The organism is Brevibacillus aydinogluensis, assembly GCF_961514395.1.
Classification (GTDB): Bacteria; Bacillota; Bacilli; order Brevibacillales; family Brevibacillaceae; genus Brevibacillus; species Brevibacillus aydinogluensis.
Map to the genome: position 1 here is coordinate 2,631,878 of NZ_OY569118.1, position 23,710 is coordinate 2,655,587.

Consider the following 23,710-nt stretch of genomic DNA (forward strand, 5'->3'; position numbering starts at 1 on the left):
GCTCTACGGGGCCAGGCGTTCAAACTGGTACGATGCGGCTGCCAGCACGTACTGGCTGGCCGTCTCCGTGCGCAGGATGCGCGGACCGAGTGATACGGACTGAAAGCCCATCAACTCTGCCTGCTTCACCTCGTCCAAAGAAAAGCCTCCTTCCGGCCCGATCAGCACAAAGAGCGACTCTCCCGGACTCATGCCGGCAAAGACCTGATGAAGCGTAGAGCCGCCTTCCTTTTCATAGGCGATCACACGCTGCGTGTAACCGGCGGCCGACGCGATTGCTTGTCGAAACGACGCAGGCGGCAGAATCTCCGGCAGCACCGCCCGGTGGGATTGTTCCGCCGCCTCCTTGACAATCTTGCGCCAGCGCTCCAGCTTCTTCGCCTCTTTTTTGGCGTCCAGCTTGACGATGGTGCGTTCGGAGGTAAACGGAAAAAAGGCATGCGCCCCCATTTCCGTCCCCTTTTGCAATATCCACTCCATCTTCTCGCCTTTCGGCAGTCCCTGTCCGATGGTAATGCGGATCGGCAGTTCCGTCTGCTCGTCCAGGAACTGGACGATCGATGCTGTCACTTCTTTTGCGGACAGGGAGACGAGCTGAGCGACAGCCGAACGGCCCGCCCCGTCGCACACGACGATTTTCTCGCCGGGTTTGGCCCGCATCACGTTTACGATATGATGAACGTCGTCGCCGACAATCGTTACCTCTTGTTCGGAAAAGAGGTGTGGCTCGACAAAATATCTTTGCATCTCGCCAACCTCACTATTCTACCGTTTTTTTGCCACAATTGCTACCCAGTCATCGATGAAAATGGTTTCCACGAGTTCAAGGCCGGACGCCTCCATTGCCGCTTTCACATCCGCTTCCCGCGCGGCGATGATCCCGGACGCGATGAACACCCCGCCCGGTTTCAGCACGCGGTATACGTCGTCGGTAAAGCGGACGATCACTTCTGCGAGAATATTGGCCACCACCAGGTCGACCTGCTCGTCCACTCCGTCCAGCAGGTTGTTCTGCCGGACGGTGATCCGCTCGTGGACGCCGTTCAGTTCGATGTTGGCCTCCGCGGAGCGGACCGCCACCTCGTCCAGATCCATCGCCAGCACGTGGTCGGCGCCCAGTTTGACGGCGGCGATGCTGAGGATGGCCGTTCCCGTCCCTACGTCGTAGACGCGGTCGCCGGGCTGCAGGTATTTTTCCAACGCGCGCAGGCAGAGAATCGTCGTCGGATGGGTGCCGGTGCCGAAGGCCATGCCCGGGTCCATCTCGATGATGATCTCGTCTGGCCGCTTCGGCTCGTATTCCTCCCAGACCGGTTTGATCGTCATCCGCTCGGAGACGTTGACCGGTTTGTAATACTTTTTCCAGGCGTGGGCCCACTCGTCTTCGTGCACGTCATTGACGGCAATCGTGCCTTTGCCGATGTCGAGACCGTAGTCGGTCAGGTGGCTGAGCTGCTCCTTCAGCTCATCCAACACGTCGACCAGCTGACTCGAATCCATCGGCAGATACGCCTTGACGAATACGCCCTCGTCCGGAAAATCATCCGGGGAGAGCTGGTAGATTTCACCAAACGGCGTATCCCAATCGCGATGCAGCACCTCGGGGTCTTCAATGACGACACCGTTGGCCCCCATCTCGTATAGCAGGTTGGACACTGCTTCCACTGCCTCCGCTGTCGTGTGGATACTGATTTCCGACCATTTCATGAACTACCAACTCCCCAATTTTGCTCATGTTCTGCCAACGTCTCGCTGACAGACGCGATTCCCGGCTACTCGCCGCGGAACGCCCGCTTCATTTTTTCAAAAAAACCCTCATCTTCCACGCCGTACCCGCTTATCGACTCACCAGACAGGGAGGCGAATTCGCGAAGAAGTTCCTTTTGCCGCTCGTTCAGCTTGGTCGGGGTGACGACGCGCACCTTCACATGCTGGTCGCCGCGGCCGCTTCCGCGCAGGTACGGCACCCCTTTGCCGCGCAGCCGGAAAAAAGTCTCCGTCTGCGTACCGGCGGGAATCTTCAATTTAACCCGGCCGTCGACCGTCGGCACTTCAATTTCGTCCCCGAGCGCTGCCTGGGCAAAGGTGAGCGGCACTTCGCAGTAGATGTCGTTGCCTTCCCTTTCAAAAAACTCGTGCGGCTTCACCCGCAGCACGACGTACAAGTCGCCGGGAGGGCCGCCGTTTATGCCCGGTTCGCCTTCGCCCGCGACGCGAAGCTGTGCTCCGTCGTCGACGCCTGCCGGAATGTTGAGGTGAATTTTGCGGCGCACCTTCACCCGGCCCGTACCGCGGCAGGATGTACACTTCACCTTGACCACCTTGCCCTTGCCTTCGCAGGTCGGGCACACGCGACGGTTCACGATGCGGCCAAACGGGGTATTTGCCACCACTTCCTGCTGACCGGTGCCGCCGCACGTCTTGCATGTCTCTATGCCGGAACCCGGCTTCGCTCCCGTGCCACGGCAGGTGTCGCACTCCGCCTCTTTGGGAATCTCCACGTCCGTTTCCTTGCCGAAGACGGCATCCGTGAAGTCAATCGACAACCCAAACTGCAGATCCGCCCCTTTTCTCGGCGCATTCGGGTTGGACCGTCTGCCGCCGCCAAAAAACATGTCAAAAATGTCCCCAAAGCCGCCCATGCCGGACGTGTCAAATCCGCCGAACCCGCCGCCAAAGCCCTGGCTGGGGTCTTGATGGCCGAACCGGTCGTACTGGGCACGCTTTTGCGGGTCAGAGAGGACATCGTACGCTTCTTTTACTTCCTTGAACTTCTCTTCCGCATCCGGCGCCTTGTTGACGTCGGGGTGGTACTGGCGCGCCAACTTGCGGTACGCCTTCTTGATCTCGTCGGCATCCGCTCCCTTGGAGACACCCAGCACCTCATAGTAATCCCGTTTCATCTGCTCGATCACTCCCATGACAGTCAACTGTTATCATAGCATGTGACTGACTTGAAAAAAAGTCAAAGTCAGCATTCCGTGACTTTGACTTTTTTTCGTTCACACTCGGTTACTTCTTGTCGTCGACGACCTCGTAGTCAGCATCGACGACGTTGTCTTTTTTCGGTTCGCCGGATGCGCCTTGGCCAGCCGCGTTTTGTGCTGCCTGAGCGGCTTGAGCGGCCTGTTCGTACAGTTTCACGGAGATTTGTTGAATGACCTGGGACAGTTCGTCCTTGGCGGTCTTGATCTCGTCGATCTTGCCGCCTTCCAACGCCTTTTTCAGTTTGTCCTTGGCTTCGTTGGCCTTGTCGATCTCCGCCTGATCCACCTTGCCTTCCACTTCTTTCAGGGTCTTTTCGGTCGTGAAGACCAGCTGATCCGCTTCGTTGCGGAGCTCTACTTCCTCCTTGCGCTTTCTGTCCGCCTCTGCGTTCAGCTCAGCCTCTTTCACCATGCGCTCGATCTCTTCGTCCGTCAGGCCGGAGTTGGACGTGATGGTGATGCGCTGCTCCTTGCCGGTGCCGAGGTCTTTGGCGCGCACGTTCACAATCCCGTTGGCGTCGATGTCAAACGTTACCTCGATTTGCGGAACGCCGCGCGGAGCCGGCGGAATGTCGGACAGGGTGAAGCGGCCCAGCGTCTTGTTGTCGGCTGCCATCGGACGTTCGCCCTGCAGCACGTGGATTTCCACGGAGGTTTGGTTGTCGGCAGCCGTAGAGAAAATCTGCGATTTGCTGGTCGGGATCGTCGTGTTGCGCTCAATCAGCTTGGTAAACACGCCGCCCAGCGTTTCGATACCCAGAGACAGCGGTGTTACGTCAAGCAGCACAACATCCTTCACATCACCGGTCAGCACGCCTGCCTGAACGGCTGCGCCCAGCGCCACCACTTCGTCCGGGTTAACCCCTTTGTGCGGCTCTTTGCCGATAAATTTCTTAATGGCCTCCTGTACGGCTGGAATCCGCGTGGAACCGCCGACGAGGATGACGCGGTCGATGTCGCTCGGGCTCAGTCCCGCATCTTGCAGCGCCTGGCGAGTCGGTCCCATGGTGCGCTCTACCAGGTGCGCGGACAGTTCTTCAAACTTGGCGCGGGTCAGGTTTACCTCCAGGTGCTTCGGACCGGTCGCGTCCGCGGTGATGAACGGCAGCGAGATGGTCGTGGTCAGCACGCCGGAAAGGTCTTTTTTCGCTTTTTCCGCGGCGTCTTTCAAACGCTGCATCGCCATGCGATCCTGGGACAGATCGATGCCGTGTTCCTTTTTAAACTCGCTTACCAGGTAGTCGATGATCACCTGGTCAAAGTCGTCACCGCCCAGGAGGTTGTCGCCGGAGGTGGCTTTTACTTCAAAGAAGCCGTCAGACAGCTCCAGAATGGAAACGTCGAACGTACCGCCGCCCAGGTCGTAGACAAGCACGGTTTGGTCTTCCGTTTTTTCGATGCCGTACGCCAGTGCAGCCGCTGTCGGTTCGTTGACGATGCGGAGCACTTCCAAACCGGCGATCCTGCCGGCGTCCTTGGTCGCTTGACGCTGGCTGTCGTTAAAGTAAGCCGGAACGGTAATTACCGCTTTGGTGACCGGTTCGCCCAGGTATGCTTCCGCGTCGGCTTTCAGTTTTTGCAGAATCATCGCCGAAATTTCCTGCGGCGTGTACTCCTTGCCCTCCAGGGTTACCTTGTGGTTGGTTCCCATGTGGCGTTTAATGGAGATCACCGTGTTGTCCGGGTTGGTGATGGCTTGACGTTTGGCCGCTTCTCCCACGATCCGCTCGCCGTTTTTAAACGCGACGACGGACGGCGTAGTGCGGCTGCCCTCCGCATTGGCGATGACGACCGGTTCGCCGCCTTCCATCACGGCTACGCAAGAGTTTGTGGTTCCAAGGTCAATACCGATAACGCGACTCATACTGGATATCCTCCTTACACTTCTGTCCAACTGGAATTATATAAGTACAATCAGGCGTTTACCTTGACCATCGCAGGACGGATGACGCGATCCTTGAAGAGGTAGCCTTTTTGGAATTCCTCCACGACCACGCCCGATTCGTATGCCGGGTCTTGGGCCTGCATTACCGCCTGATGGACGTTGGGATCAAAGGGCTGGCCTGTCGCCTGGATCGCCGTCAAGCCTTCCCGTTCAAAGATCTGCAACATCTGGCGGTACACCATGTTGACCCCTTCGAGCAGGGATTCGACCGTCATCGAATCCTTGTCAGCACTCAGCGCGCGTTCAAAGTTGTCAATCACGGGCAGAAGCTCCGAGATAACCTTGAGCGAGGCGTATTTGGCCAGATCCTCCTGCTCCTTGCGCGTCCGCCGCCTGAGGTTTTCCATGTCGGCCAAGGCGCGCAGCATGCGGTTATGATTTTCTTCCGCCTGTGCCTTCCAGCGTTCCGCTTCCTGCTGCCAGTCGATCTCTGCCGCCGGCTCCTGCTCTTGTGCGGCGGCTTCCTGCTGCTCCTGGTCAGCGGTTTCCTGCTGCTCGGCTGCTGCCGCTTCCGCTTCCTGTTCGTGGTCTCGCGTCAGTTTGTCCTCGTTCAACGTTCCGATACCTCCCCAGGCTGTCCGCTGCCGCTGCACCGGGTCAGCCTTTCACTCCATTACGATTTCTACTATTTCTCAAACTGCGATGTCAGCATACGCGACAGACCTTCCGCCAGATAGTTGAGCACGGTGATCACCCGGCTGTACTCCATCCGCGTCGGCCCCAGGATTCCCACCGTCCCGACCGGCTTGCCGCCGATGTAATAGGCGGTGGTGATGATGCTGCATTCCTTCATCGCGTCAAGCTGGTTTTCCTGTCCGATGCGAACGGTGATGCCCTCACTCGGAGGTCCGAACAAGTGGACCAGTTGATCGTTTTGTTCCAGCAGTTCCAAGATGTCCTTCACTTTGTCCACGTCGCGGAACTCCGGCTGATCCATGATCTTGGTCGCACCACGGAGATAGACGCGTTCGCCTTCCTTCCGCTGGAGAGACTCTTCCAGAATCCGCAGCATCTCTTCGTACTGCTCCACATGACGCCGCATCTCGCCCGCCACTTCCAGATACATGCGCTGGCGAAGCTGCCACAGCGGCACGTCGCTCAGCTTGCTGTTCAGCAGGTTGACCAGCTTCTCGATCTCCTGCGGTCGAACGCCCTGCGGCATGTCAATCAGCTTGTTTTCCACGCGGCCGGTGTTTGTGACCACGATGGCCACTGCCTGTGTTTCATTCAGGGGAACGATCTGAATGTGTTTCAGCCGATGCTCGAAAATCTCCGGACCCAACACGATGGCCGTGTAGTTGGTCACGTGCGAGAGAATTTGAGCAGTGTAGTCGATCACCTTCTCAAAGTGATGAATCCGTTCGGCAAACAGCTGTTTCAGTTTGCTCAACTCCAACTCACTCAACATGTGCGGTTTGATCAAGTTGTCGACGTAAAAGCGGTACCCTTTCGTGGAGGGAACGCGGCCAGCTGATGTATGCGGCTGTTCCAGGTACCCGAGTTCTTCCAGATCAGCCATCTCGTTGCGGATGGTCGCGGAGCTGAAACCGATGTCCTCCCGTTTGGAGATGGTGCGTGAGCCTACGGGTTCGGCGGAATGAATGTAATTATCGACAATCGCATTGAGAATCAGTCGTTGGCGTTCCGATAACATGCTGTCTTCGCCCCCTGTTGTTAGCACTCAACAGCATCGAGTGCTAAATCTATTTACTAAGGTATCAATACGCGAAGGTTTTGTCAATGTTTTCCCAGCACGCTGTCCACCCGATCCTGCCGCTAATCGCGCAGGAAGCGGGCGAACACTTCGTTTCCCAACGGCAAGGCCTGTTTGGTCAACCGCAGGTGGCCGTCCACACGTTCCAACATCCCTTTTGCCACCTCTTCGTCAATCACCGGTCCGAACACCTGCTCCGCCGTGACGCCGAAGCGCTCCGCGAACCGGGCGAGGTTCACCCCGTCGCGCAGCCGCAGCCCCAGGATCATCTGTTCCTCCATGGCATCTTCGCGGGAGACGGCAAACTGCTCCACTCGGGGCAGCCCTTCCTGGCCCATGCGCATGTAGACGGCCAGCGGTCCTGCGTTGACGTGCCGTTCGCCGTTTACATAGCCGTGGGCTCCCGCGCCCAACCCATAGTATTCATCATTGAGCCAGTAGGTGCAGTTGTGACGGCTTTCATAGCCAGGCTTGGCAAAGTTGCTGATCTCGTACTGGCGATAACCGTGCGCTTCCATCTCCTCGATCAACATCAGATACATTGCCAGCTCAGCCTCTTCCGAAGGGAGCGGAAGCTGGTCTTTTTGGTACAGCGTGTGGAACAGCGTGTTTTCTTCCACCTTCAGACTGTACGCGGAAAAATGCGTGGTCGGCAGCTCAAACGCCAGTTCCAGCGTGCGGCGGAAAATCTCTTCCGTCTGGTCCGGCAGCCCGAACATCAGGTCGATGGTCAGGTTGGAAAAGCCGACGGTCACGGCGTTGTCGATGCTGCGGTAGACGTCGTCCACGTCGTGAATCCGGCCCAGCCGCTTCAAGAGCGCATTGTCGAACGACTGCACGCCAAAACTGAGCCGGTTGACGCCCAGCTCGCGCATCAGCCGGAGCTTTTCCACGTCGGTGGTGCCGGGGTTGGCTTCCATCGTGAATTCCAGATCGTCGGCCCAGAACCGTTCTGTATGCTTCCGCACCGCCTCCAGAAAGACCTGCATCTGGCGGCGGTCGAGAAACGTCGGCGTCCCCCCGCCGACGAAAATGGTTTTGATCTTCTCCGGCGGCCACAGGGCAAACGTCCGCTCCATCTCCTTGTCCAGTGTGTCCAGATAGTCTTCGATCACCTGCGGGTTGCTGGTGACGAACGAATTGAAGTCACAGTAGTAGCACTTGTTGGTGCAAAAGGGAATGTGGATGTACACCGACTGCGGCATATCCGCTCCCCTCCTTTTTGCGATAGTGGAATGGAAAAGACCTGACGCGCGGTCAGGCCTACTTTTTGTCGTCCATGCGCAGCACAGCCATAAACGCTTCTTGCGGCACCTCGACGGAGCCGACGGCTTTCATGCGCTTTTTCCCTTCTTTTTGTTTTTCCAACAGCTTGCGCTTCCTGGTGATGTCGCCGCCGTAACACTTGGCCAACACGTTTTTCCTGAGCGCGCTGATCGTCTCGCGCGCGATCACCTTGTTGCCGATGGCGGCCTGGATCGGCACTTCAAACTGCTGGCGCGGAATCAGTTCTTTCAGCTTTTCGCAAATGACGCGTCCGCGCTGGTAGGCGCTGTCGCGGTGGACGATGAACGACAATGCGTCAACCACTTCGCCGTTGAGGAGGATGTCCATTTTCACCAGCTTGGAGGGCTTGTAGCCGGCCAGTTCATAGTCAAAGGACGCGTATCCCTTGGTGCCCGACTTCAACAGGTCAAAGAAGTCGTAGACGATCTCGGAGAGGGGCATGTCGTACTTGAGCTGAACGCGGTTTTCCCCCATGTACTGCATGTCGAGGAATTCCCCGCGCTTGCCCTGGCAGAGCTGCATGACGTCGCCGACGTAATCGTTGGGCACCATGATTGTCGCCGTGACGTACGGCTCCTCGATCTGTTCGATTTTTTGCGCCTCCGGCATTTTCGAGGGGTTGTCGATCTCAACCACTTCGCCGCTCGTCTTGGTGATGCGGTAGATAACGCTCGGCGCGGTGGTAATCAGGTTGATGTTAAACTCCCGCTCGATCCGCTCCTGGATGATCTCCATGTGCAAAAGTCCGAGGAAGCCACAGCGGAAGCCAAATCCGAGCGCCTGTGAGGTCTCCGGTTCGAACTGCAGCGACGCGTCGTTCAACTGCAGCTTTTCCAGCGCCTCGCGCAGATCGTTGTACTCGCTGGTGTCGATCGGGTAGAGACCGCAAAACACCATCGGATTGATTTTGCGGTAACCTGGCAGCGGTTCGGCGGCCGGACGATTGGCATCCGTGATCGTATCCCCGACACGGGTGTCGCCCACCGTCTTGATAGAGGCAGCCACGTAGCCCACGTCACCGACGGTCAGCTCGTCTACCGGCGTCTGACGGGGGGTGGAGGTGCCCACTTCCGTCACTTCGAATGTTTTGCCGGTGGCCATCATCTTGATTTTCATACCTTTTTTCAGCGTACCGTTGACGATCCGCACGGATGCGATCACGCCCCTGTACGGATCAAAGTAGGAGTCGAAGATCAGCGCCTGCAGCGGCGCATCCGGGTCTCCCTCGGGTGCCGGCACCTTTTTCACCACTGCCTCCAGCACGTCCTTGATGCCGATCCCTGCTTTGGCCGAGGTGAGGCAGGCGTCGCTGGCGTCCAGCCCGATGACGTCCTCCACTTCCTGCTTGATGCGCTCCGGCTCCGCGCTGGGCAGGTCGATCTTGTTGATGACCGGGATAATCTCGAGATTGTTGTCCAGCGCCAAATAGACGTTGGCCAATGTCTGCGCCTCAATCCCCTGGGCGGCGTCCACCACCAGGAGCGCCCCTTCACAGGCGGCAAGGCTGCGGGATACTTCGTACGTAAAGTCGACGTGTCCGGGGGTGTCGATCAGGTGCAGGATGTACTCCTCTCCGTCATCGGCTTTATAGTTCAACCGCACGGCGTTCAGCTTGATCGTAATGCCGCGCTCCTTTTCCAGCTCCATCGTGTCCAGAAACTGGTCTTCCATCTCGCGGGCCGACAGTGCTCCGGTCAGCTCCAAAATGCGGTCCGCCAGGGTTGACTTTCCGTGGTCAATATGGGCGATAATGGAAAAATTGCGAATTCGTTTCTGTCTTTCACGGCGATCCATCTGTGTCTGTTCCCTCCCACGCCATCCGAAAGTCGCTTTCAGATAGCGTTCCGAAAAAATACACTAAGGTCAATTATAACAAAGGCCGGATAGCGGAGCAATAAGCAGGAACGAGGCGGAAGGAGAGGGAAGATGGGAGATGGAAGGGGCATGACGGGGCGCACCCCTTCTGGAGGAGAGGGCGACGGGGGAATTAGGGGAGCAGCACCCGGGTACGGCCCTGTCAGTGTGCAGAGCCGTACCTTTTCAGTTTCTGCACGATCTGCGGCGGAAACATCGACTCGAGGCTGCTCTGGTAACGGCTGCCGTCCTCCGGCATGCGGTGGCTTGTGACCTGGTACCCGGCGCTGCCGCCGCGAGAGACCCTGTACGCGATGTCAAAGACCATCGGGGCGCTGAGCGCGAGCTGCTGTTGGTCCCCGCCCCTGCCGGTAATCTGCACCCATGCGTACACGCGCCGGTTCTCCGCATTGGGGGCTTCCACGCCGATTACATCCAGTTTGACGTCCCGCTCACCGCCGAGCCAGTCAAGATCACCCCGGATGCTCTGCAGGTAGCGGGTAATCAGCGGCGTGACCAGTTCCCGGTTGGCCGGCGACACGCCCTCCTTCACCTCGACGAACACCTGTCCGAAATGCTTGCCGCCGGAGACGACCTGCAGCTTCCAGATACCCGCATGCGGCAAAACGATGCCGGAAGGAAAATGGCCGTCCGCGTCATACTGCGGTCCCGCCACCCGGTAGCTGCCCAGATCCACGCGCTCCCCCTCGGTGCTCCACCCGACCAGATTCACTTCCGGGGCAAACGGACCATTCAGCAGCCAGAACACGTTTTGCATCTGTCCTTCGTACAGCTCATCCGTGATGATGCGCACCGGCTTCTCGCCGACATAGCGGAACGGTTTGCCGTCATGGACCGTCTCCATCTGCGGCGACGTTTTCCACAGCACGGGAGGAGAGGAGACGAGGCCGAACAGCGGCGGTGCGGTTGTCTTCGGCGCGGGGCCAGGGGCGGCCGGTTGCTTGGGCTGCAGCGCATCGGGCCACCACATCCACAGGGCCAGCAGCGTCACCGCAGCGGACGCCGACGCCAGAAGCGGTCCGCGCCTCTGCCGCTGCGACCGCTGTCTGATGTGCTTTCGCACGGCTTCTTCCATTCCGGGGGTAAACGTCACGTCCTTGCACACCGTTTCGTCGGCCCGCTCCTTCAGCTCTCGCAGCCATTTGTCCCGTTCCATTCCCATTCCTCCCTTGACTCCATCCGCTGTCTCAACTGCTGCCGGGCGCGGTGCAGCCGTGTCCGGACCGTTCCCTCCGTCACGCCAAGCACTTCGGCCGTTTCCGCGATGGACAGATCGGCGTAGTAGTGCAGCGCGATCACCTGGCGGTACAGCGGCGGCAGCTCCAGCACCAGGCGAACCAGCTCGTCCCGTTGCGCCCGCTCCATGACCTGCCGCTCCGCGGACACGTCGCTCTCCCGGCTGATCCAGGAACGAGGCAGCAGGTTGCGAAACGCCCAGGAGCGCAGGCACCCTTTGCACTCGTTCACGGCGATCCGGTAGAGCCAGGTGCGGATGCTGCTCTCGCCGCGAAAACGGGGCAGGTGACGGTACGCTTTCAAAAAGACGTCCTGCGTGATGTCTTCCGCCAGACTGCGGTCTTTCACCATCAAGGTGACCAGGCGAAGCACGCGCGTCCCGTATTCCCGCATGATCTGTTCCAGCACCGCTTCCACCGTCGGCTGCAGTTTTTCCACGCGGCGCGCCTCCCTTCGTGTGCATTCACCTGTTTAGATGCGGCCGGCCGACGAAATGTTACAACGTTTATGGCGAAAAACGGGTCCAGGGGAGCGGGAGTGCGCCAAACAGCATGACCGATGTCGCCCCGACCGACGCCCCCGAAGAGACGCCCAGGATGTCGGGATCAGCGAGGGAATTGCGGACAAGTGCCTGGATGGCCGCCCCGACTACGGAGAGGCCATCCCCGACGAAAGCACCAATACATACTCGCCTGCCTGTTGTAAACCTGGCTCACATGTTTACGCACAAACAAAAAAGCACCTCCCGTATTGGACGGAAGATGCCTGTCTGCATGCGGACACGACAAAAGAACAGACGCGGAGCGCCGTTTCTTTCTGTCCCCTGCTTTCCACACATCCCCATCCTCGTGGGTAAAAGCGTGATCGCTTCACGGCAGGTCTCCTGGCTTGGGTTCATCGCTCCCTGCACCTTCCCATCTCGCCAGACCGGCGAGACAGTGGCTGTCGCAGGGCGCTCCCGTTACAGTGGCGGGACCGCGTCGGACTTTCACCGAACTTCCCTTTTAAGCCCCCCGGGCGGACCTGCACCCGGACGGCACCGTGAAACACCATATTCGTTTTTCGTCTGAGCCTTACCTGATGACGGTCAGCTGTTTCGGGAACTGCGTCAATACATCGCAGCCGCTGTCGGTCACCAGCACGTCGTCCTCGATTCGCACGCCCCCCACGCCCGGGAGGTAGATCCCCGGTTCGATCGTGAAGACCATGCCGGGACGAAGCACGTCCTGGTTTTGTCCGTGAACCGACGGATATTCGTGGACGTCCATGCCCAATCCGTGCCCCAGACGGTGCATGAAATACGGACCATACCCTTTTTCCTCGATTACGCGGCGAGCCGTTTGGTCGAGGTGAGCCAGCGTGACACCCGGACGCACCTCAGCGATGGCCGCTTCGTTGGCCGCAAGCACCGTCTCGTAGATTTCCCGAAGCTGTGCACTGATCTCGCCGATCGCAAAGGTGCGGGTGATGTCGGACACGTAGCCGTCAGCCGCCACGCCCAGGTCAAACAACAGCAGGTCTCCCTCGCGCACCTGCCGGCTGCCCGGGGTTCCGTGCGGCAGCGCCGATTTTTCGCCGGCCAGCACCATCGTGTCAAACGACGGCCCGTCAGCCCCCAACCGCTTCATCTGGTATTCCAGTTCGGCGACGATCTCCATCTCGGTGACGCCCGGTTTCACTTTTTTCAGACTCTCGCTCAGTGCCTGTTCCACCAGCCGCACGGCGTGCCTGATGCGGGCCACTTCCTCCGCCGACTTGATCAACCGCATTTCGCGGAGCGGTTCCTCCACGTCGGCGTACCGCTTGGCCGACACGACCGCGCTCATCGCTTCAAAGCGCTCCACAGTCATGTGGCTCTTCTCGATGCCCAACCGCGTCACTCCGGCGGGCAGCGCCTGCTTCAACACGTCATACGGATTATCCGTATCGGTATGCGTCAGGATTTGCTTGACCCCGGAAGCCGCCGCTGCCGCCGCTTCACGATCCAGCGCCGGGACGATCAACGACGGTTCGCCCTGCGCCGGGATGATGAGGCCCATGAAGCGTTCGTGGGGTTCCGTAAAAAAGCCAGTCAGATAGTAAACGTGTTTGGGCGAGGTGATCAACACCGCGTCCAACTCTTCCTTTTCCATATACGTGTGCAACTGCTGCATGCGCTCCTGGTACAACTTGCTCACCCTGCTTTCTCTTGGTATCTACTAGCGAGGATACCATGTCCTCGGAAAAAAAGAAGCGAGCGGGCCCTATCACCCATGCTCCACGGACTTTGTCTATATACGGGAAGGCTGCCGAGCAGCCTCGACAGCCGGACGGAATGGCGTTTTCAATGTTTCATCCGCGGGTCAAGCGCGTCGCGCAGACCGTCGCCGATCAGGTTGAAGCAGAGCACCGTCAGCATGATGGACAAGCCGGGGAAGATGACGGTCCACGGCGCTTTTTGAATGTACTGGCGTGAGTCGGACAGCATCAGCCCCCACTCCGGCTGCGGCGGCTGCGCCCCCAGTCCGAGGAACCCCAGGGCAGCCGCTTCAAGAATTGCCGTCGCAATGCCCAGCGTGCCGGTGACGATGATCGGCGCCAGGCTGTTCGGCAGGATGTGATGCAGGATAATCCGAGAGTTTTTCGATCCGATCGCCTTCGCTGCCATGACAAACTCTTCCTCTTTCAGGCTTAACACGCGCGAACGGACCAGCCGTCCGTAGGTAGGAATGTTGACGATGGCGATCGCCAGCAGGGCGTTCTCCAGCGATGGTCCGAGCATCGCCACAATCGCGATGGCGAGCAGAATACTGGGGAAGGCCAGCATGATGTCAAACAGCCGGGAGATGATCATGTCCACCCAGCGGCCGTAATAGCCGGCAAGCAGGCCGAGAAACGTGCCGACGATTACCGATCCGATGACGGAGAACAGCCCGACGCGCAGGGAGATTTGCGCCCCGTAAATCACCCGGGTGAACACGTCGCGCCCGTTGTAGTCAGTTCCAAACCAGTGCTCGGCCGACGGCGGCTTGTTCTTGTTGATCAACTCTCCCTTGTCGTATTCGTAGGGGGTAATGTATGGAGCCAACAGGGCCAGCAGTACAAACACGAAAATGATGATGAAGCCGACGATGGCCAGCTTGTTTTTGCGGAGCGTCCGCCAGGCGTCGCGCCAAGGGGACGAGACCGGCTCGTCGGTTTGCTGCACGCGTACCGTTTCCACATGGGTTTCTGCCATAAGACGTCCTCCTTAGCGGTATTTAATGCGCGGATCGACATAGGCGTAGAGGAGGTCGACCAACAGGTTGATCAGGACAAAAATCGTAGCGATGACGAGAATGCTTGATTGAATGACGGGATAATCGCGGTTTCCAATCGCCGTAAAAATGTATCGGCCAACGCCGGGCCAGCCAAAAATCGTCTCGGTCAGGACGGCTCCGCCGATCAACAGCCCTGTCTGCAGCCCGACGATGGTCAGGACGGGAATCAGCGCATTTTTCAAGGCGTGCTTGTACACCACGAAAAACTGTCCCAGCCCCTTGGCACGTGCCGTCCGAATATAGTCGGAGCGCATCACTTCCAGCATGCTGGAACGGGTGATGCGGGCGATGATCGCCATCGGGATGGTCCCCAGCGCGATGCTCGGCAAAATCAGGTGCTCGATCACGTCGCGGAGATGGTCCCAACGACCGGCCAGCATCGCATCAATGATATAGAAATGCGTAATCGCCGTTACGGGATCACGCGGATTGTCGCGTCCAATGGAAGGCAGCCACTTCAACTCCTGGGCAAACAGCCACTGCTCCATCAACCCCAGCCAGAATACGGGCATGGATACGCCGATCAACGCAACCAGCATGCAGATGTAGTCAAACCACGAGTTTTGCTTCCAGGCCGAAATGATTCCGGCATTTACGCCGATGAAAACGGCAAATATCATGCTGACCAGCGTCAATTCAATGGTGGCAGCCAGGTACGGCCCCAATTCCTTCGCGATGGGAGCCTTGGTGTGCAAGGATACGCCCAGGTCTCCCCTGAGAACGTCCCACAGGTAGTGGAAGTACTGCACGTACCAGGGATTGTTCAGCCCGAGCTGCTGCCGCAGATCCTCCAGAGCTTTGGCACTTGCCTTTTCTCCCAAAATGGTCAGCGCCGGATCGCCGGGGATGGCGCGAATGATGGCAAATACAATCAGCGACATGCCAAGGAGCACGGGAATCAGCATCAACAATCTACGAATCGTGTATGACAGCAAGGCCATCTCCTCGCTTTCCTCGCGTTTTGCACATGAGAGAAGGGTAAGAAGAAGGGTTCCTCTTACCCTTTGTTGCCGTCTTCCTTATTGGATGTCTACCTTTTCTACGCTTTCGCTGCCTTTGGGATGAGGCTGATAGCCCGTGACGCTCTTCTTCGCGGCGAGCGGCGGAGTGGAGTGCACCAGCGGGATCAGCGGCGCGTCGTTGAAAATGATCTCCTGGGCTTTCTTGTACAGGGCTTCCCGCTCCGCTTGATCGGGCAAGGACTGCGCTTTCAGCAGCAGTTGGTGGACTTCCTCATTGCTGTAGCGGGAAATGTTGTTGCCGTTGATCGTGTTTTTGTCAAGCAGTGTATACAGGAAGTTGTCCGGGTCGCCGTTGTCGCCAGTCCACCCGAGCAGGCACATGTCGTGCTCGCCTTTCCGCGTTTTTTCCAGATAGGTGGCCCACTCCATCGTGACAATTTCCGTCTCGATGCCGATCTTTTTCAGATCCTGCTGAATGGCCTCGGCAATCTTCTTGCCGTCGGGGATGTACGGACGCGGCACCGGCATCGCCCAGAACTTGACCTTGAAGCCATTGGGATAGCCTGCCTCCGCCAGCAGCTGCTTGGCCTTTTCCAGGTTGTACTCGCGGTCCTTGATCTGGTCGTTGTAACCCCAGAGGCTGGGCGGCATCGGGTTGGTTGCCGGTTCACCCAGGCCGCTGTAGAACGCTTGGACCAGTTCCGGCTTGTTGATGGCGTAGCCGATGGCTTGACGCACTTTCGGATTGTCAAACGGCTTCTTCTCCGTGTTGAACGCCAAATAGCCGACGTTCATCGACGGGCGCAGGATCAACTGCAGGTCCTCGTTCTCCTTCACGCTCTCTGCATCGTCCGGATTGAGACCGTCCATCAGGTCGATTTCGCCGGAGGCAAGCGCGGTCAGGCGCGCCGTGTTTTCCGGAATGACTTTAAAGACGACCTTGTCCAGCTTGGGCAGCCCCTTGTTCCAGTAGTCGGGGTTTTTCTCCAGCGTGATGGTGTCGTTGCGAACCCATTCCACGAACTTGAACGGTCCCGTACCGACCGGCTTCTCCCCGAGCGTTCCGCTTTCGATCGCTTTCGGAGACGCAATCGCAAACGGCGACATGCCCAGGTTGGCCAGGAACGGCGCCATTGTCCGGTTCAGCACGAACTGCACGGTGTACGGATCGACCACCTTGACTTCCTTGATTACGTGATCCTTGTCGCCTTTGTAGCCGCCGAACATGTCGTTGTAGTACGGGTAGCCCTCGGGGTTGTGGTACTTGTTGCTCTTGTCCATCCAGCGGTCAAAGTTGAACTTGACCGCTTCGGCGTTGAAATCGGTGCCGTCGTGGAATTTCACGCCCTGGCGGAGCTTGAAGGTGTAGGTCAAGCCGTCCGGTGAAATCTCCCAGCTCTCCGCCAATCCGGGAATGACCTTGGTGCTGGTGTCTTCATAGCTGACCAGCGTTTCGTATATGTTTTCCGTCACCTTAAAGGTTTCACCGTCGGTCTCCCGGATGGGATCAAGGCTTTTCGTATCAGCGCCGCGGCCGATGATCAACTGCTTGGGACCGTTGTTGGCCGGTTCCGTCGCCGTCTGCGCCGGTTGTTGCCCCGATTGGTCAGCCGGCTGCTGAGCCGTTTGCGAGCCGCTGCATCCTGCCAGCGCCATGGAGAGCGCCAACAGGCTGGCCATTGCAGCAGTAAGCACGTTCTTCTTCATGGATGAGTGCCCCCTTTTCCTCCGTTTTTCTTCACGCCATTATTCGAAAGATTTGGATCGTCACCGTTTTTCCGCATCCCCCCCTTTGCCAGGGAACAGGCAGCGTTGCTCCCGACCGTGCGGGTGCTTTTCGCTCCTCCCCGGTCCCCTCGTGACTCACGTCTTGTACAAATGACAGGCGATGAAATGGCCGCCGCCAACGTCCTGAAATGCGGGACGCACGCTGCGGCATTCTTCGGTCACATGGGGACAGCGGGTGTGAAATGTGCATCCGCCGGGCGGATTGGCCGGGCTGGGCACATCTCCCTGCAGGATGATCCGTTCCCGCACGGCATCCGGATCAGGCGACGGCACGGCTGACAGCAGCGCGCGCGTGTACGGGTGCAGCGGCTGGTCGTACAGCGTTTCGCTGTCGGCCAGTTCCACCAGTCGCCCCAGGTACATCACGCCGACGCGGTCGCTGATGTGGCGTACGACGCTCAGATCGTGGGCGATGAACAGGTAGGTGAGCCCCAATTCCTGCTGCAGATCCTGCATCAGGTTGAGCACCTGCGACTGGATGGATACGTCCAGCGCCGACACCGGTTCGTCTGCCACGATCAGTTTGGGGTTGAGCATCAGGGCCCGGGCGATGCCGATCCGCTGCCGCTGGCCGCCGCTGAACTGGTGCGGATAGCGCTGTGCGTGGGCGCTGCTCAAACCGACCACTTCCAGCATCTCCCGCACCCGCTTTTTCCGTTCGTCTGGCGTGCCGATGCCGTGCACCACGAGCGGTTCTTCCAAAATCTTTTCAATATTGTGACGAGGGTTGAGAGAGGCGAACGGATCCTGAAAGACAATCTGCATGTGGCGGCGCATCCTGCGCATCTCGTCCGCTGTGAGCGCGGTGACATTGACGCCGTCAAATATCACTTCTCCGGCGGTCGGTTCGATCAGCCGCAGCAGAGAGCGTCCGGTCGTCGACTTGCCGCAGCCGCTCTCGCCCACCAGGCCGAGCGTCTCCCCCCGCTTGACCGTGAACGATACGTCGTCCACCGCCTTGACTACGCCAACCTCTTTCCCGAAAACGCCGCCTGTGATGGAGTAGTATTTTTTCAGATTCTTGACAATCAGCAGATCTTCAGCCACCTGCATGCTCCTTTCGGGTTAATCGTACAGCCAACAGCGAGTGCGTCGATTCGGTCCTGCCGCTTTCAGTTCCGGCATCTCTGCCCTGCACCTGTCGGTCGCGTGCTCGCAGCGCGGGGCAAATCGGCAGCCTACGGTGAGCGATCCGGGGATGGGCACGTTGCCGGGGATGGAGTACAGCCGCTTCCGCTCCCCCGCCAGTTTGGGCAGGGAATTAAGCAGCCCGACCGTGTACGGGTGTTTTGGCTCTTTCAGGATGGAGCGGACGTCGCCTTCCTCCACCACGTTGCCCGCGTACATCACGACAACGCGGTCACACATCTCCGCAACCACCCCGAGGTCGTGGGTGATCATCATAATCGCCGTTTCCGACTCGCGATTGAGCTGCCGCATCAGATCGAGAATCTGCGCCTGAATCGTCACGTCCAGCGCCGTCGTCGGTTCGTCCGCAATCAACAGCTGGGGATTGCAGGCCATCGCCATGGCAATCATGACCCGCTGCCTCATGCCGCCGGACAATTGGTGCGGGTATTCGTCCACGATCGCTTCCGCGCGCGGGATGCCCACTTTTTTCAACATGTCAATCGAGCGCTGCCTGGCCTCTTTTTTCGTCACGTTGGTATGTATTCGAATCACTTCCCCAATCTGGTTGCCGATCGTGAAAACGGGATTGAGCGAGGTCATCGGCTCCTGAAAGATCATCGCAATCTCATTGCCGCGCAGCTCCCTCATGCGCTTTTCGCTGGCTGTGACCAGCTCTTCCCCCTTAAACCGGATGGAGCCGCCGACAATCTTGCCAGGAGGATTGGGGACCAGTCTCATCACGGAAAGCGAGGTCACACTTTTCCCGCACCCGGATTCGCCGACAATGCCGACCACTTCTCCTTTGTTTACCTTGATGGAAACGCCGTCGACGGCCGGGATTTGTCCGCGGTCCGTGAAAAAGTGCGTCTGCAGGTTTTCGATCTCAAGCAAAGGCTGTGACACGCCGTGCACCTCTCTTACCGATATATTCCATAGGACAAGACGCCTAACTGTGATCAATTATGCCATTAATCCAATTTTTTGGCAACGTATTAAATTCACATAATTATAACTTGACTAAACAAACAAAATATTCTCCTGTGCGAACCAATACGAACGAACGAGAAAGACCCGCATGTGCAGCGGGCCTGATTAATACCTGACTGTTTGCCTGCATTGATTTGTCTATAAACGACCGCTCATGGGGCAAAAATCCTGGCCACCCACTCAACGGCCGACTTCGTCCCTTCTTTCACCAGCCGCCCCAGCGTTTGGCCCGCGCTGCTCACGTAGTTGACCATCTCGCGCGGCGCCGCCGCCTGCACCTGTGTACCCATCACCGCGATCTCCATCTGCCCCTTGTCCAACTTTTTGATGTAAAACGTCTGCGGCTGCTGCTCCGGCGTTCCGCTCACCTTGTGGATGCCGCGCTCTGCTGTCTGCAGCCCCAACGCCACGCCGATCAACAGGATCACTACCATCCCCGCCAGCTTCACCGTCACGTTCATGCCTCTTCACCTCTTGGCAGGCTCGCTGGTCAGCGGTTTGCCCACCTTTTCCGCCTGCCAGTAGTATTCGGCGAACACGTCTGCCAGCGCTTCCGCCGTGTTCAACGACTCCTGCAGCGTATTGCTGGTTCCGCCGATTTCCATTAAAAGGCTTCCCGGTGAGATGGACTGGTTATACTCGCCATGGTCGGTTTTCGCCCCTTTTTCCATGACGCCGCGGGACAGGCCGGGATACATCTTTTCCATCAGGTGGTGCAGTTCGGTGGCAAACTGCTCGTTTTTCTCGTAGTTTTTGTTTCGCTTCCCGATGATCATCAAGACGCGGGCATAGGTCTTGCCGTTGATGGTGACGGTGGTTTTGCTGCGCGGCGCAGTGTCGCGGTGCAGGTCAAAGAAGTAATACAGCTCCCGGTTCCGCTGCGTCGCCGCCTTGACCGCCCGCAGCGATTCGGCGTAGGAGAGGGCGTAGTCCAATTTTTTGTCCAACAGCTTTTGGTAGATGTCTTCCTCATTGTACTCCGTGCCGATGCCTCGTTCGTTCAGCGCTTCCGCCAGCCGCTTGCTGACCAGCGAGATGTTGCGCTTAGGGTGGTCCACCGATGTCCCGACGGGCTTTGTTTCACTGTACCAGGACTCGCGGTTGTGGGTGCTGTAGACGTAGACAATTTTCCTGCCGCCGGTGGTCGGGTTGGGCTGCGGTGCCGCCTTGTTCTCCTCCGGCTTCGGCTGTGCATCGTTTGCTGCCGTTTCACCGGTATTGCCAGACGGCGCCGCATCGTTCACCTGATGCGGATAGGCGGGGTATTCCACGTACAGGTCGGCCAGCGTGGAGTCCCTGCCGGCGACGACAAAGCGGGCGTCATCCGCTGTCAGCATGCCGGGCAGCTCCCTTCCCAGCAGGCTGCGCAGGTCACCAGGCTGGATGCCGGTGGCCACCTGAAACAAAAAACCGGATATGCTGTTGACGCCTCGCTCTGTAGAGGCCTGTACCGTCTGTGTCAGCGTGGGAATCTCCTGTCCCATCCATGTGAGCAAAGCCAGGCTGGACACGCGGGTCGCCGCCTGCTGCACAGCCGACGAGGCGATCATGACGCGGTTGCCGTGCATCGCCATCACACTGGTGACGATGAACAGGAAGGCCGTGATAATGGAAAGCGCGACAAATTGGCGCTGAATCAGGGTTGCCATCTGTCTCCCTCCTCATGCTGTTTGCATTGACAGCGGACTTAGCAATCGCCGAACGCTTGTCTATGCTTTAGCCTATGAGCGTCATAGAGACGATAGAACCCTTTTCTACCTTTTCTCTCACCGCTAGTTTTTCCGTCTGCGGTGTCAGTGAGGAGCGCTCACCGGCAGACGGCCAGGACGGCAGCCATCAGTGGGTGTAGGCCGCGCTGTTCTTACTGTTGACGGCACGGTGCAGCGCCTGGTTCAACCCGGTAGCGAGCACGTTGGCCACCCCTTCGATAAAGTCGTCCACTTCCTTGGGTGTCACCACCAGGTCTTGTCCCAGCGGCCGCAGCACCTCGTGAATGAGCTGCCGTTTTTCCTCCTCGGGCAGCGACCCCACCAGGCCCAGAAACGTCTTGCGCGCCTCCATGTCGGGCAGATCATCTTCCGTATACGGCTCTTTCCGCTCCGGCAGACTGCTCATCGCCAGCTTGTTGGCGGGCCGGTTGCTCTCCTTCATTGACTGGCCGAAGTGGCCGAGCAGATAGGTGATGGCGTCGTTGACAATCGTGGAGGCAAACACGACCGTCGGCACGCCGATCGCGATCACCGGAATGCCCAACGTCTTTTCGTCAATTGCCTTCCGCTTGTTGCCGACGCCGGAGCCGGGATGAATTCCCGTATCAGAAATCTGGATCGTGGTGTTGACACGGTGCAGCGCACGGGAGGCCAGCGCGTCGACGCAGATGACGAAGTCGGGTTTGCTCTTTTCCACCACCCCAAAGATAATCTCGCTCGTCTCGATGCCGGTGATCCCCAGCACCCCCGGCGAGAGGGCGCTCACTTCGCGGTACCCGTCTTCCACAGTCTCGGGAGCGAGCGTAAACAAATGACGGGTGACGAGCAGGTTTTCCACCACCATCGGTCCCAGCGCGTCCGGCGTCACATTCCAGTTGCCGAGGCCGACGACGAGCGCCTTCTTTTCTTCCGTAATTCCCAGTTCGCTGAGAAACCGGGCAAATTCACGGGCGAACCGCTGGGCTACCCGTTCTTCGACGGCCGTGTCGTTGTTGCGCAGCTTCGGCACTTCGATGGTGATGTAGTGGCCAGGCAGCTTGCCAATCTGCCTGCCCGCTTCCTCGTTTTCCACAGCCAGGCGCGTTACCTTGATCCCCTCTTCCGAATCGTCCGTCTCGATCCTGACACCGGGGATCTGGCCGCCTTGCTGCTGCTGGGCCAGTTCATGTGCTTCGAGGGCCAGGTCGGTCCGGATGGAATAACCGGACAAATCGAGATTGTGCTCCATCTGTACTTGCTCCCTTCTCCATTTTGTTCCTGCTGTTAGGTTGCTTGAAACCCCGTTTTTTATTCCGAATCCTTTCTTGCAAATGGCAAGTCTGCGTGCTAGAATAAGTTTTGTTGTATTTCCTGCATGCCTATGGTCGTCTAAGGAGGTGACACACATGCCAAACATTAAATCCGCGATCAAGCGCACCAAACAAATCGAAAAGCGCCGCGCACAACGCGCTTCTCAAAAGTCCGACCTGCGTACTGCAATGAAGAACTTTGAGAAAGCGGTCGCTGCTTCCGATGTCGAACTGGCGAAATCCACTCTTCTGGTGGCTGTGAAAAAGCTGGACAAGGCCGCTACGAAAGGTCTCATTCATAAAAACGCAGCAAACCGTCAAAAGTCCCGCTTGATGAAAAAGTTCAACGCTCTGACCGCTCCGGTAGCGTAAGAGTAATCGGTACATCAGAAAAACCCGCGAACACCTGGTTCACGGGTTTTTTGCTTTGGTCCGTTCCTCGTAGACGCGCGTCATGAACAGTTCCAGGGCCAGCCGCTTGTCCACCTGTCCGGACTTCATCCGGTAGTCTTCCTCGGCCAATACGGCCAACAGCCTTCGCAGCGCCGCTTCGGAAAAGTGACGCGCTTGTTCCATCGCTTTTTTTACCGCGTACGGATGCACTTTCAGCATGCCGGCCAACTGCTGCTGCGAATACCCCCGCGGCGCCCACTGCCGCACGTGCAGCAGCAAGCGGAACTGCCTGGCCAGCAGCGCCACGAGGCGAATTGGTTCTTCGCCCGTTTTCAGACAGTCGTACAGCATCCGCAGGCCTTTGTCCAGCCTGCCTGCGGCGGTATGCTCAATCAGGGCAAACACGTCTTGTTCCAGCGTGCGCGAGGCCAGCGTTTCGATCACCTCATCCGTGATGACCGCTCCGCTTCCCCCCACAAACAGCGCCATCTTTTCCAGCTCTTTGTCCAGCAGGCGCAGGTCGCCTCCTGCGCGCTCCACCAGCTTCACTGCCTGCGGCCGCTCAATGACAGCGTGGTACTTCTCCGCCTGACGCTCCACCCACGCGTACAGATCGGCGTCTCGCAGCGGCTGAAACGGTATCACTTTGGCCTTTTGGTGAAGGATCTTGACCAGTTTTTTTCGCTCGTCCAGCTTGTCCGCCTCCGTATGCAGCACGAGCGAAGTGTAGGTCGGCGGCTGCTCCAGATAGGCAAGCAGCGCGTCGGGATCGCTCTCTACCTTCGTCGCCGGCTTGCTGCCGGTCAAAAAGTACGCCTGCCGGGCAATCACCAGGCGATGTTCCCCCAGAAACGGCAGCGTCTCCGCATCCTGGACGATCTCGGCGAGCGGTGTTTCCGTGCAGTCGTACACGCTCAGGTTCAAATCGGCGAAGGCCGGGTCAATCATCTCCCGGCGGGCCGCCGCGAGAAACTCTTCGGCGAGAAAGGACTCCGGGCCGTACAGAACATACACCGGCGCAAACTGCTTCTGTCTGATCTCCCGGATGGCCGAAAGCAGCGGCATGGCTTCTCCTCCTCCTTCGTATTCCTGGGTTATTATAGCACAG

21 protein-coding genes, 1 pseudogene and 1 riboswitch are annotated in these 23,710 nt (G+C 58.5%); of the genes and pseudogenes, 1 reads left to right on the plus strand and 21 read right to left on the minus strand.

Annotated elements, in window-relative coordinates; all coding sequences use genetic code 11:
- Nucleotides 1-3: 3 nt before the first annotated feature.
- The 20 genes and pseudogenes from Q7F15_RS13000 to gpr form a co-directional block, all read right to left on the minus strand.
- Nucleotides 4-747, minus strand: coding sequence for a 16S rRNA (uracil(1498)-N(3))-methyltransferase (locus Q7F15_RS13000; RefSeq protein ID WP_171565335.1), 744 nt, complete (start codon nucleotides 745-747; stop codon nucleotides 4-6).
- Between the two features lie 18 nt (nucleotides 748-765).
- The gene (gene prmA / locus Q7F15_RS13005) at nucleotides 766-1,707 is read right to left on the minus strand and encodes a 50S ribosomal protein L11 methyltransferase (protein WP_304414450.1); all 942 of its coding nucleotides are present in this window, start codon (nucleotides 1,705-1,707) and stop codon (nucleotides 766-768) included.
- Nucleotides 1,708-1,772: 65 nt separating this feature from the next.
- Nucleotides 1,773-2,903 (minus strand): molecular chaperone DnaJ, encoded by a 1,131-nt coding sequence (dnaJ, locus tag Q7F15_RS13010; protein WP_304414451.1) that lies wholly within the window; start codon nucleotides 2,901-2,903, stop codon nucleotides 1,773-1,775.
- Between the two features lie 109 nt (nucleotides 2,904-3,012).
- Entirely contained in the window at nucleotides 3,013-4,851 is a 1,839-nt protein-coding gene (dnaK, locus tag Q7F15_RS13015) for a molecular chaperone DnaK (RefSeq protein ID WP_212132406.1), read from the minus strand.
- A 50-nt stretch (nucleotides 4,852-4,901) separates the two neighbouring features.
- The gene (gene grpE / locus Q7F15_RS13020) at nucleotides 4,902-5,486 is read right to left on the minus strand and encodes a nucleotide exchange factor GrpE (protein WP_230076757.1); all 585 of its coding nucleotides are present in this window, start codon (nucleotides 5,484-5,486) and stop codon (nucleotides 4,902-4,904) included.
- 71 nt (nucleotides 5,487-5,557) lie between these two features.
- Nucleotides 5,558-6,586 (minus strand): heat-inducible transcriptional repressor HrcA, encoded by a 1,029-nt coding sequence (gene hrcA, locus Q7F15_RS13025; RefSeq protein WP_171565339.1) that lies wholly within the window; start codon nucleotides 6,584-6,586, stop codon nucleotides 5,558-5,560.
- 122 nt (nucleotides 6,587-6,708) lie between these two features.
- The gene (gene hemW / locus Q7F15_RS13030; RefSeq protein ID WP_212132407.1) at nucleotides 6,709-7,851 is read right to left on the minus strand and encodes a radical SAM family heme chaperone HemW; all 1,143 of its coding nucleotides are present in this window, start codon (nucleotides 7,849-7,851) and stop codon (nucleotides 6,709-6,711) included.
- A 58-nt stretch (nucleotides 7,852-7,909) separates the two neighbouring features.
- Nucleotides 7,910-9,727: a translation elongation factor 4 gene (lepA, locus tag Q7F15_RS13035; protein ID WP_171565341.1), complete on the minus strand. Its 1,818-nt coding sequence runs from the start codon at nucleotides 9,725-9,727 to the stop codon at nucleotides 7,910-7,912.
- A 223-nt stretch (nucleotides 9,728-9,950) separates the two neighbouring features.
- Complete coding sequence (locus Q7F15_RS13040; protein ID WP_304414452.1) at nucleotides 9,951-10,964, minus strand: hypothetical protein; 1,014 nt, start codon at nucleotides 10,962-10,964, stop codon at nucleotides 9,951-9,953.
- Nucleotides 10,934-11,482 (minus strand): sigma-70 family RNA polymerase sigma factor, encoded by a 549-nt coding sequence (locus Q7F15_RS13045; protein WP_212132409.1) that lies wholly within the window; start codon nucleotides 11,480-11,482, stop codon nucleotides 10,934-10,936. Before Q7F15_RS13045 ends, Q7F15_RS13040 begins: the two co-directional genes overlap by 31 nt.
- A 97-nt stretch (nucleotides 11,483-11,579) precedes the next feature.
- Nucleotides 11,580-11,735, minus strand: a pseudogene (locus Q7F15_RS13050) (iron chelate uptake ABC transporter family permease subunit); the annotation flags it as partial.
- A 165-nt stretch (nucleotides 11,736-11,900) separates the two neighbouring features.
- A riboswitch (cobalamin riboswitch) is annotated at nucleotides 11,901-12,103 on the minus strand.
- Between the two features lie 14 nt (nucleotides 12,104-12,117).
- Nucleotides 12,118-13,212 (minus strand): M24 family metallopeptidase, encoded by a 1,095-nt coding sequence (locus Q7F15_RS13055; protein ID WP_230077883.1) that lies wholly within the window; start codon nucleotides 13,210-13,212, stop codon nucleotides 12,118-12,120.
- Between the two features lie 155 nt (nucleotides 13,213-13,367).
- Nucleotides 13,368-14,261, minus strand: coding sequence for a nickel transporter permease (gene nikC / locus Q7F15_RS13060; protein ID WP_304414453.1), 894 nt, complete (start codon nucleotides 14,259-14,261; stop codon nucleotides 13,368-13,370).
- 12 nt (nucleotides 14,262-14,273) lie between these two features.
- The gene (locus Q7F15_RS13065) at nucleotides 14,274-15,284 is read right to left on the minus strand and encodes an ABC transporter permease (protein ID WP_171565343.1); all 1,011 of its coding nucleotides are present in this window, start codon (nucleotides 15,282-15,284) and stop codon (nucleotides 14,274-14,276) included.
- A 78-nt stretch (nucleotides 15,285-15,362) separates the two neighbouring features.
- Nucleotides 15,363-17,012, minus strand: a complete 1,650-nt coding sequence (locus Q7F15_RS13070; RefSeq protein WP_171565344.1) for an ABC transporter substrate-binding protein — start codon at nucleotides 17,010-17,012, stop codon at nucleotides 15,363-15,365.
- A gap of 156 nt (nucleotides 17,013-17,168) precedes the next feature.
- Nucleotides 17,169-18,140, minus strand: coding sequence for an ABC transporter ATP-binding protein (locus tag Q7F15_RS13075; protein ID WP_304414454.1), 972 nt, complete (start codon nucleotides 18,138-18,140; stop codon nucleotides 17,169-17,171).
- 18 nt (nucleotides 18,141-18,158) lie between these two features.
- Nucleotides 18,159-19,127 carry an ABC transporter ATP-binding protein gene (locus tag Q7F15_RS13080; RefSeq protein ID WP_171565346.1) on the minus strand — a complete coding sequence of 323 codons (969 nt, stop codon included), beginning with the start codon at nucleotides 19,125-19,127 and terminating at the stop codon, nucleotides 18,159-18,161.
- 236 nt (nucleotides 19,128-19,363) lie between these two features.
- Nucleotides 19,364-19,672, minus strand: a complete 309-nt coding sequence (locus Q7F15_RS13085) for a DUF3679 domain-containing protein (RefSeq protein WP_212132410.1) — start codon at nucleotides 19,670-19,672, stop codon at nucleotides 19,364-19,366.
- A 6-nt stretch (nucleotides 19,673-19,678) separates the two neighbouring features.
- A complete protein-coding gene (gene spoIIP / locus Q7F15_RS13090; protein ID WP_171565348.1) occupies nucleotides 19,679-20,860 on the minus strand; it encodes a stage II sporulation protein P in 1,182 nt (393 codons plus the stop codon).
- Between the two features lie 187 nt (nucleotides 20,861-21,047).
- The gene (gpr, locus tag Q7F15_RS13095; RefSeq protein ID WP_171565349.1) at nucleotides 21,048-22,148 is read right to left on the minus strand and encodes a GPR endopeptidase; all 1,101 of its coding nucleotides are present in this window, start codon (nucleotides 22,146-22,148) and stop codon (nucleotides 21,048-21,050) included.
- 157 nt (nucleotides 22,149-22,305) lie between these two features.
- On the opposite strand from gpr, the gene rpsT reads away from it, so the two are divergent.
- Entirely contained in the window at nucleotides 22,306-22,581 is a 276-nt protein-coding gene (gene rpsT, locus Q7F15_RS13100) for a 30S ribosomal protein S20 (RefSeq protein WP_171565350.1), read from the plus strand.
- 39 nt (nucleotides 22,582-22,620) lie between these two features.
- On the opposite strand, the gene holA is transcribed toward rpsT, so the two are convergent.
- Complete coding sequence (holA, locus tag Q7F15_RS13105; RefSeq protein WP_171565351.1) at nucleotides 22,621-23,667, minus strand: DNA polymerase III subunit delta; 1,047 nt, start codon at nucleotides 23,665-23,667, stop codon at nucleotides 22,621-22,623.
- Nucleotides 23,668-23,710: the final 43 nt, after the last annotated feature.

Excerpts from the sequence above, each read along its gene's own strand:
- Q7F15_RS13000 (WP_171565335.1), bottom strand. The coding sequence starts at position 747 with ATGCAAAGATATTTTGTCGAGCCACACCTCTTTTCCGAACAAGAGGTA.
- prmA (WP_304414450.1), bottom strand. The coding sequence starts at position 1,707 with ATGAAATGGTCGGAAATCAGTATCCACACGACAGCGGAGGCAGTGGAA.
- dnaJ (WP_304414451.1), bottom strand. The coding sequence starts at position 2,903 with ATGAAACGGGATTACTATGAGGTGCTGGGTGTCTCCAAGGGAGCGGAT.
- dnaK (WP_212132406.1), bottom strand. The coding sequence starts at position 4,851 with ATGAGTCGCGTTATCGGTATTGACCTTGGAACCACAAACTCTTGCGTA.
- hrcA (WP_171565339.1), bottom strand. The coding sequence starts at position 6,586 with ATGTTATCGGAACGCCAACGACTGATTCTCAATGCGATTGTCGATAAT.
- hemW (WP_212132407.1), bottom strand. The coding sequence starts at position 7,851 with ATGCCGCAGTCGGTGTACATCCACATTCCCTTTTGCACCAACAAGTGC.
- lepA (WP_171565341.1), bottom strand. The coding sequence starts at position 9,727 with ATGGATCGCCGTGAAAGACAGAAACGAATTCGCAATTTTTCCATTATC.
- Q7F15_RS13040 (WP_304414452.1), bottom strand. The coding sequence starts at position 10,964 with ATGGAACGGGACAAATGGCTGCGAGAGCTGAAGGAGCGGGCCGACGAA.
- nikC (WP_304414453.1), bottom strand. The coding sequence starts at position 14,261 with ATGGCAGAAACCCATGTGGAAACGGTACGCGTGCAGCAAACCGACGAG.
- Q7F15_RS13065 (WP_171565343.1), bottom strand. The coding sequence starts at position 15,284 with ATGGCCTTGCTGTCATACACGATTCGTAGATTGTTGATGCTGATTCCC.
- Q7F15_RS13070 (WP_171565344.1), bottom strand. The coding sequence starts at position 17,012 with ATGAAGAAGAACGTGCTTACTGCTGCAATGGCCAGCCTGTTGGCGCTC.
- Q7F15_RS13085 (WP_212132410.1), bottom strand. The coding sequence starts at position 19,672 with ATGAACGTGACGGTGAAGCTGGCGGGGATGGTAGTGATCCTGTTGATC.
- spoIIP (WP_171565348.1), bottom strand. The coding sequence starts at position 20,860 with ATGGCAACCCTGATTCAGCGCCAATTTGTCGCGCTTTCCATTATCACG.
- gpr (WP_171565349.1), bottom strand. The coding sequence starts at position 22,148 with ATGGAGCACAATCTCGATTTGTCCGGTTATTCCATCCGGACCGACCTG.
- rpsT (WP_171565350.1), top strand. The coding sequence starts at position 22,306 with ATGCCAAACATTAAATCCGCGATCAAGCGCACCAAACAAATCGAAAAG.
- holA (WP_171565351.1), bottom strand. The coding sequence starts at position 23,667 with ATGCCGCTGCTTTCGGCCATCCGGGAGATCAGACAGAAGCAGTTTGCG.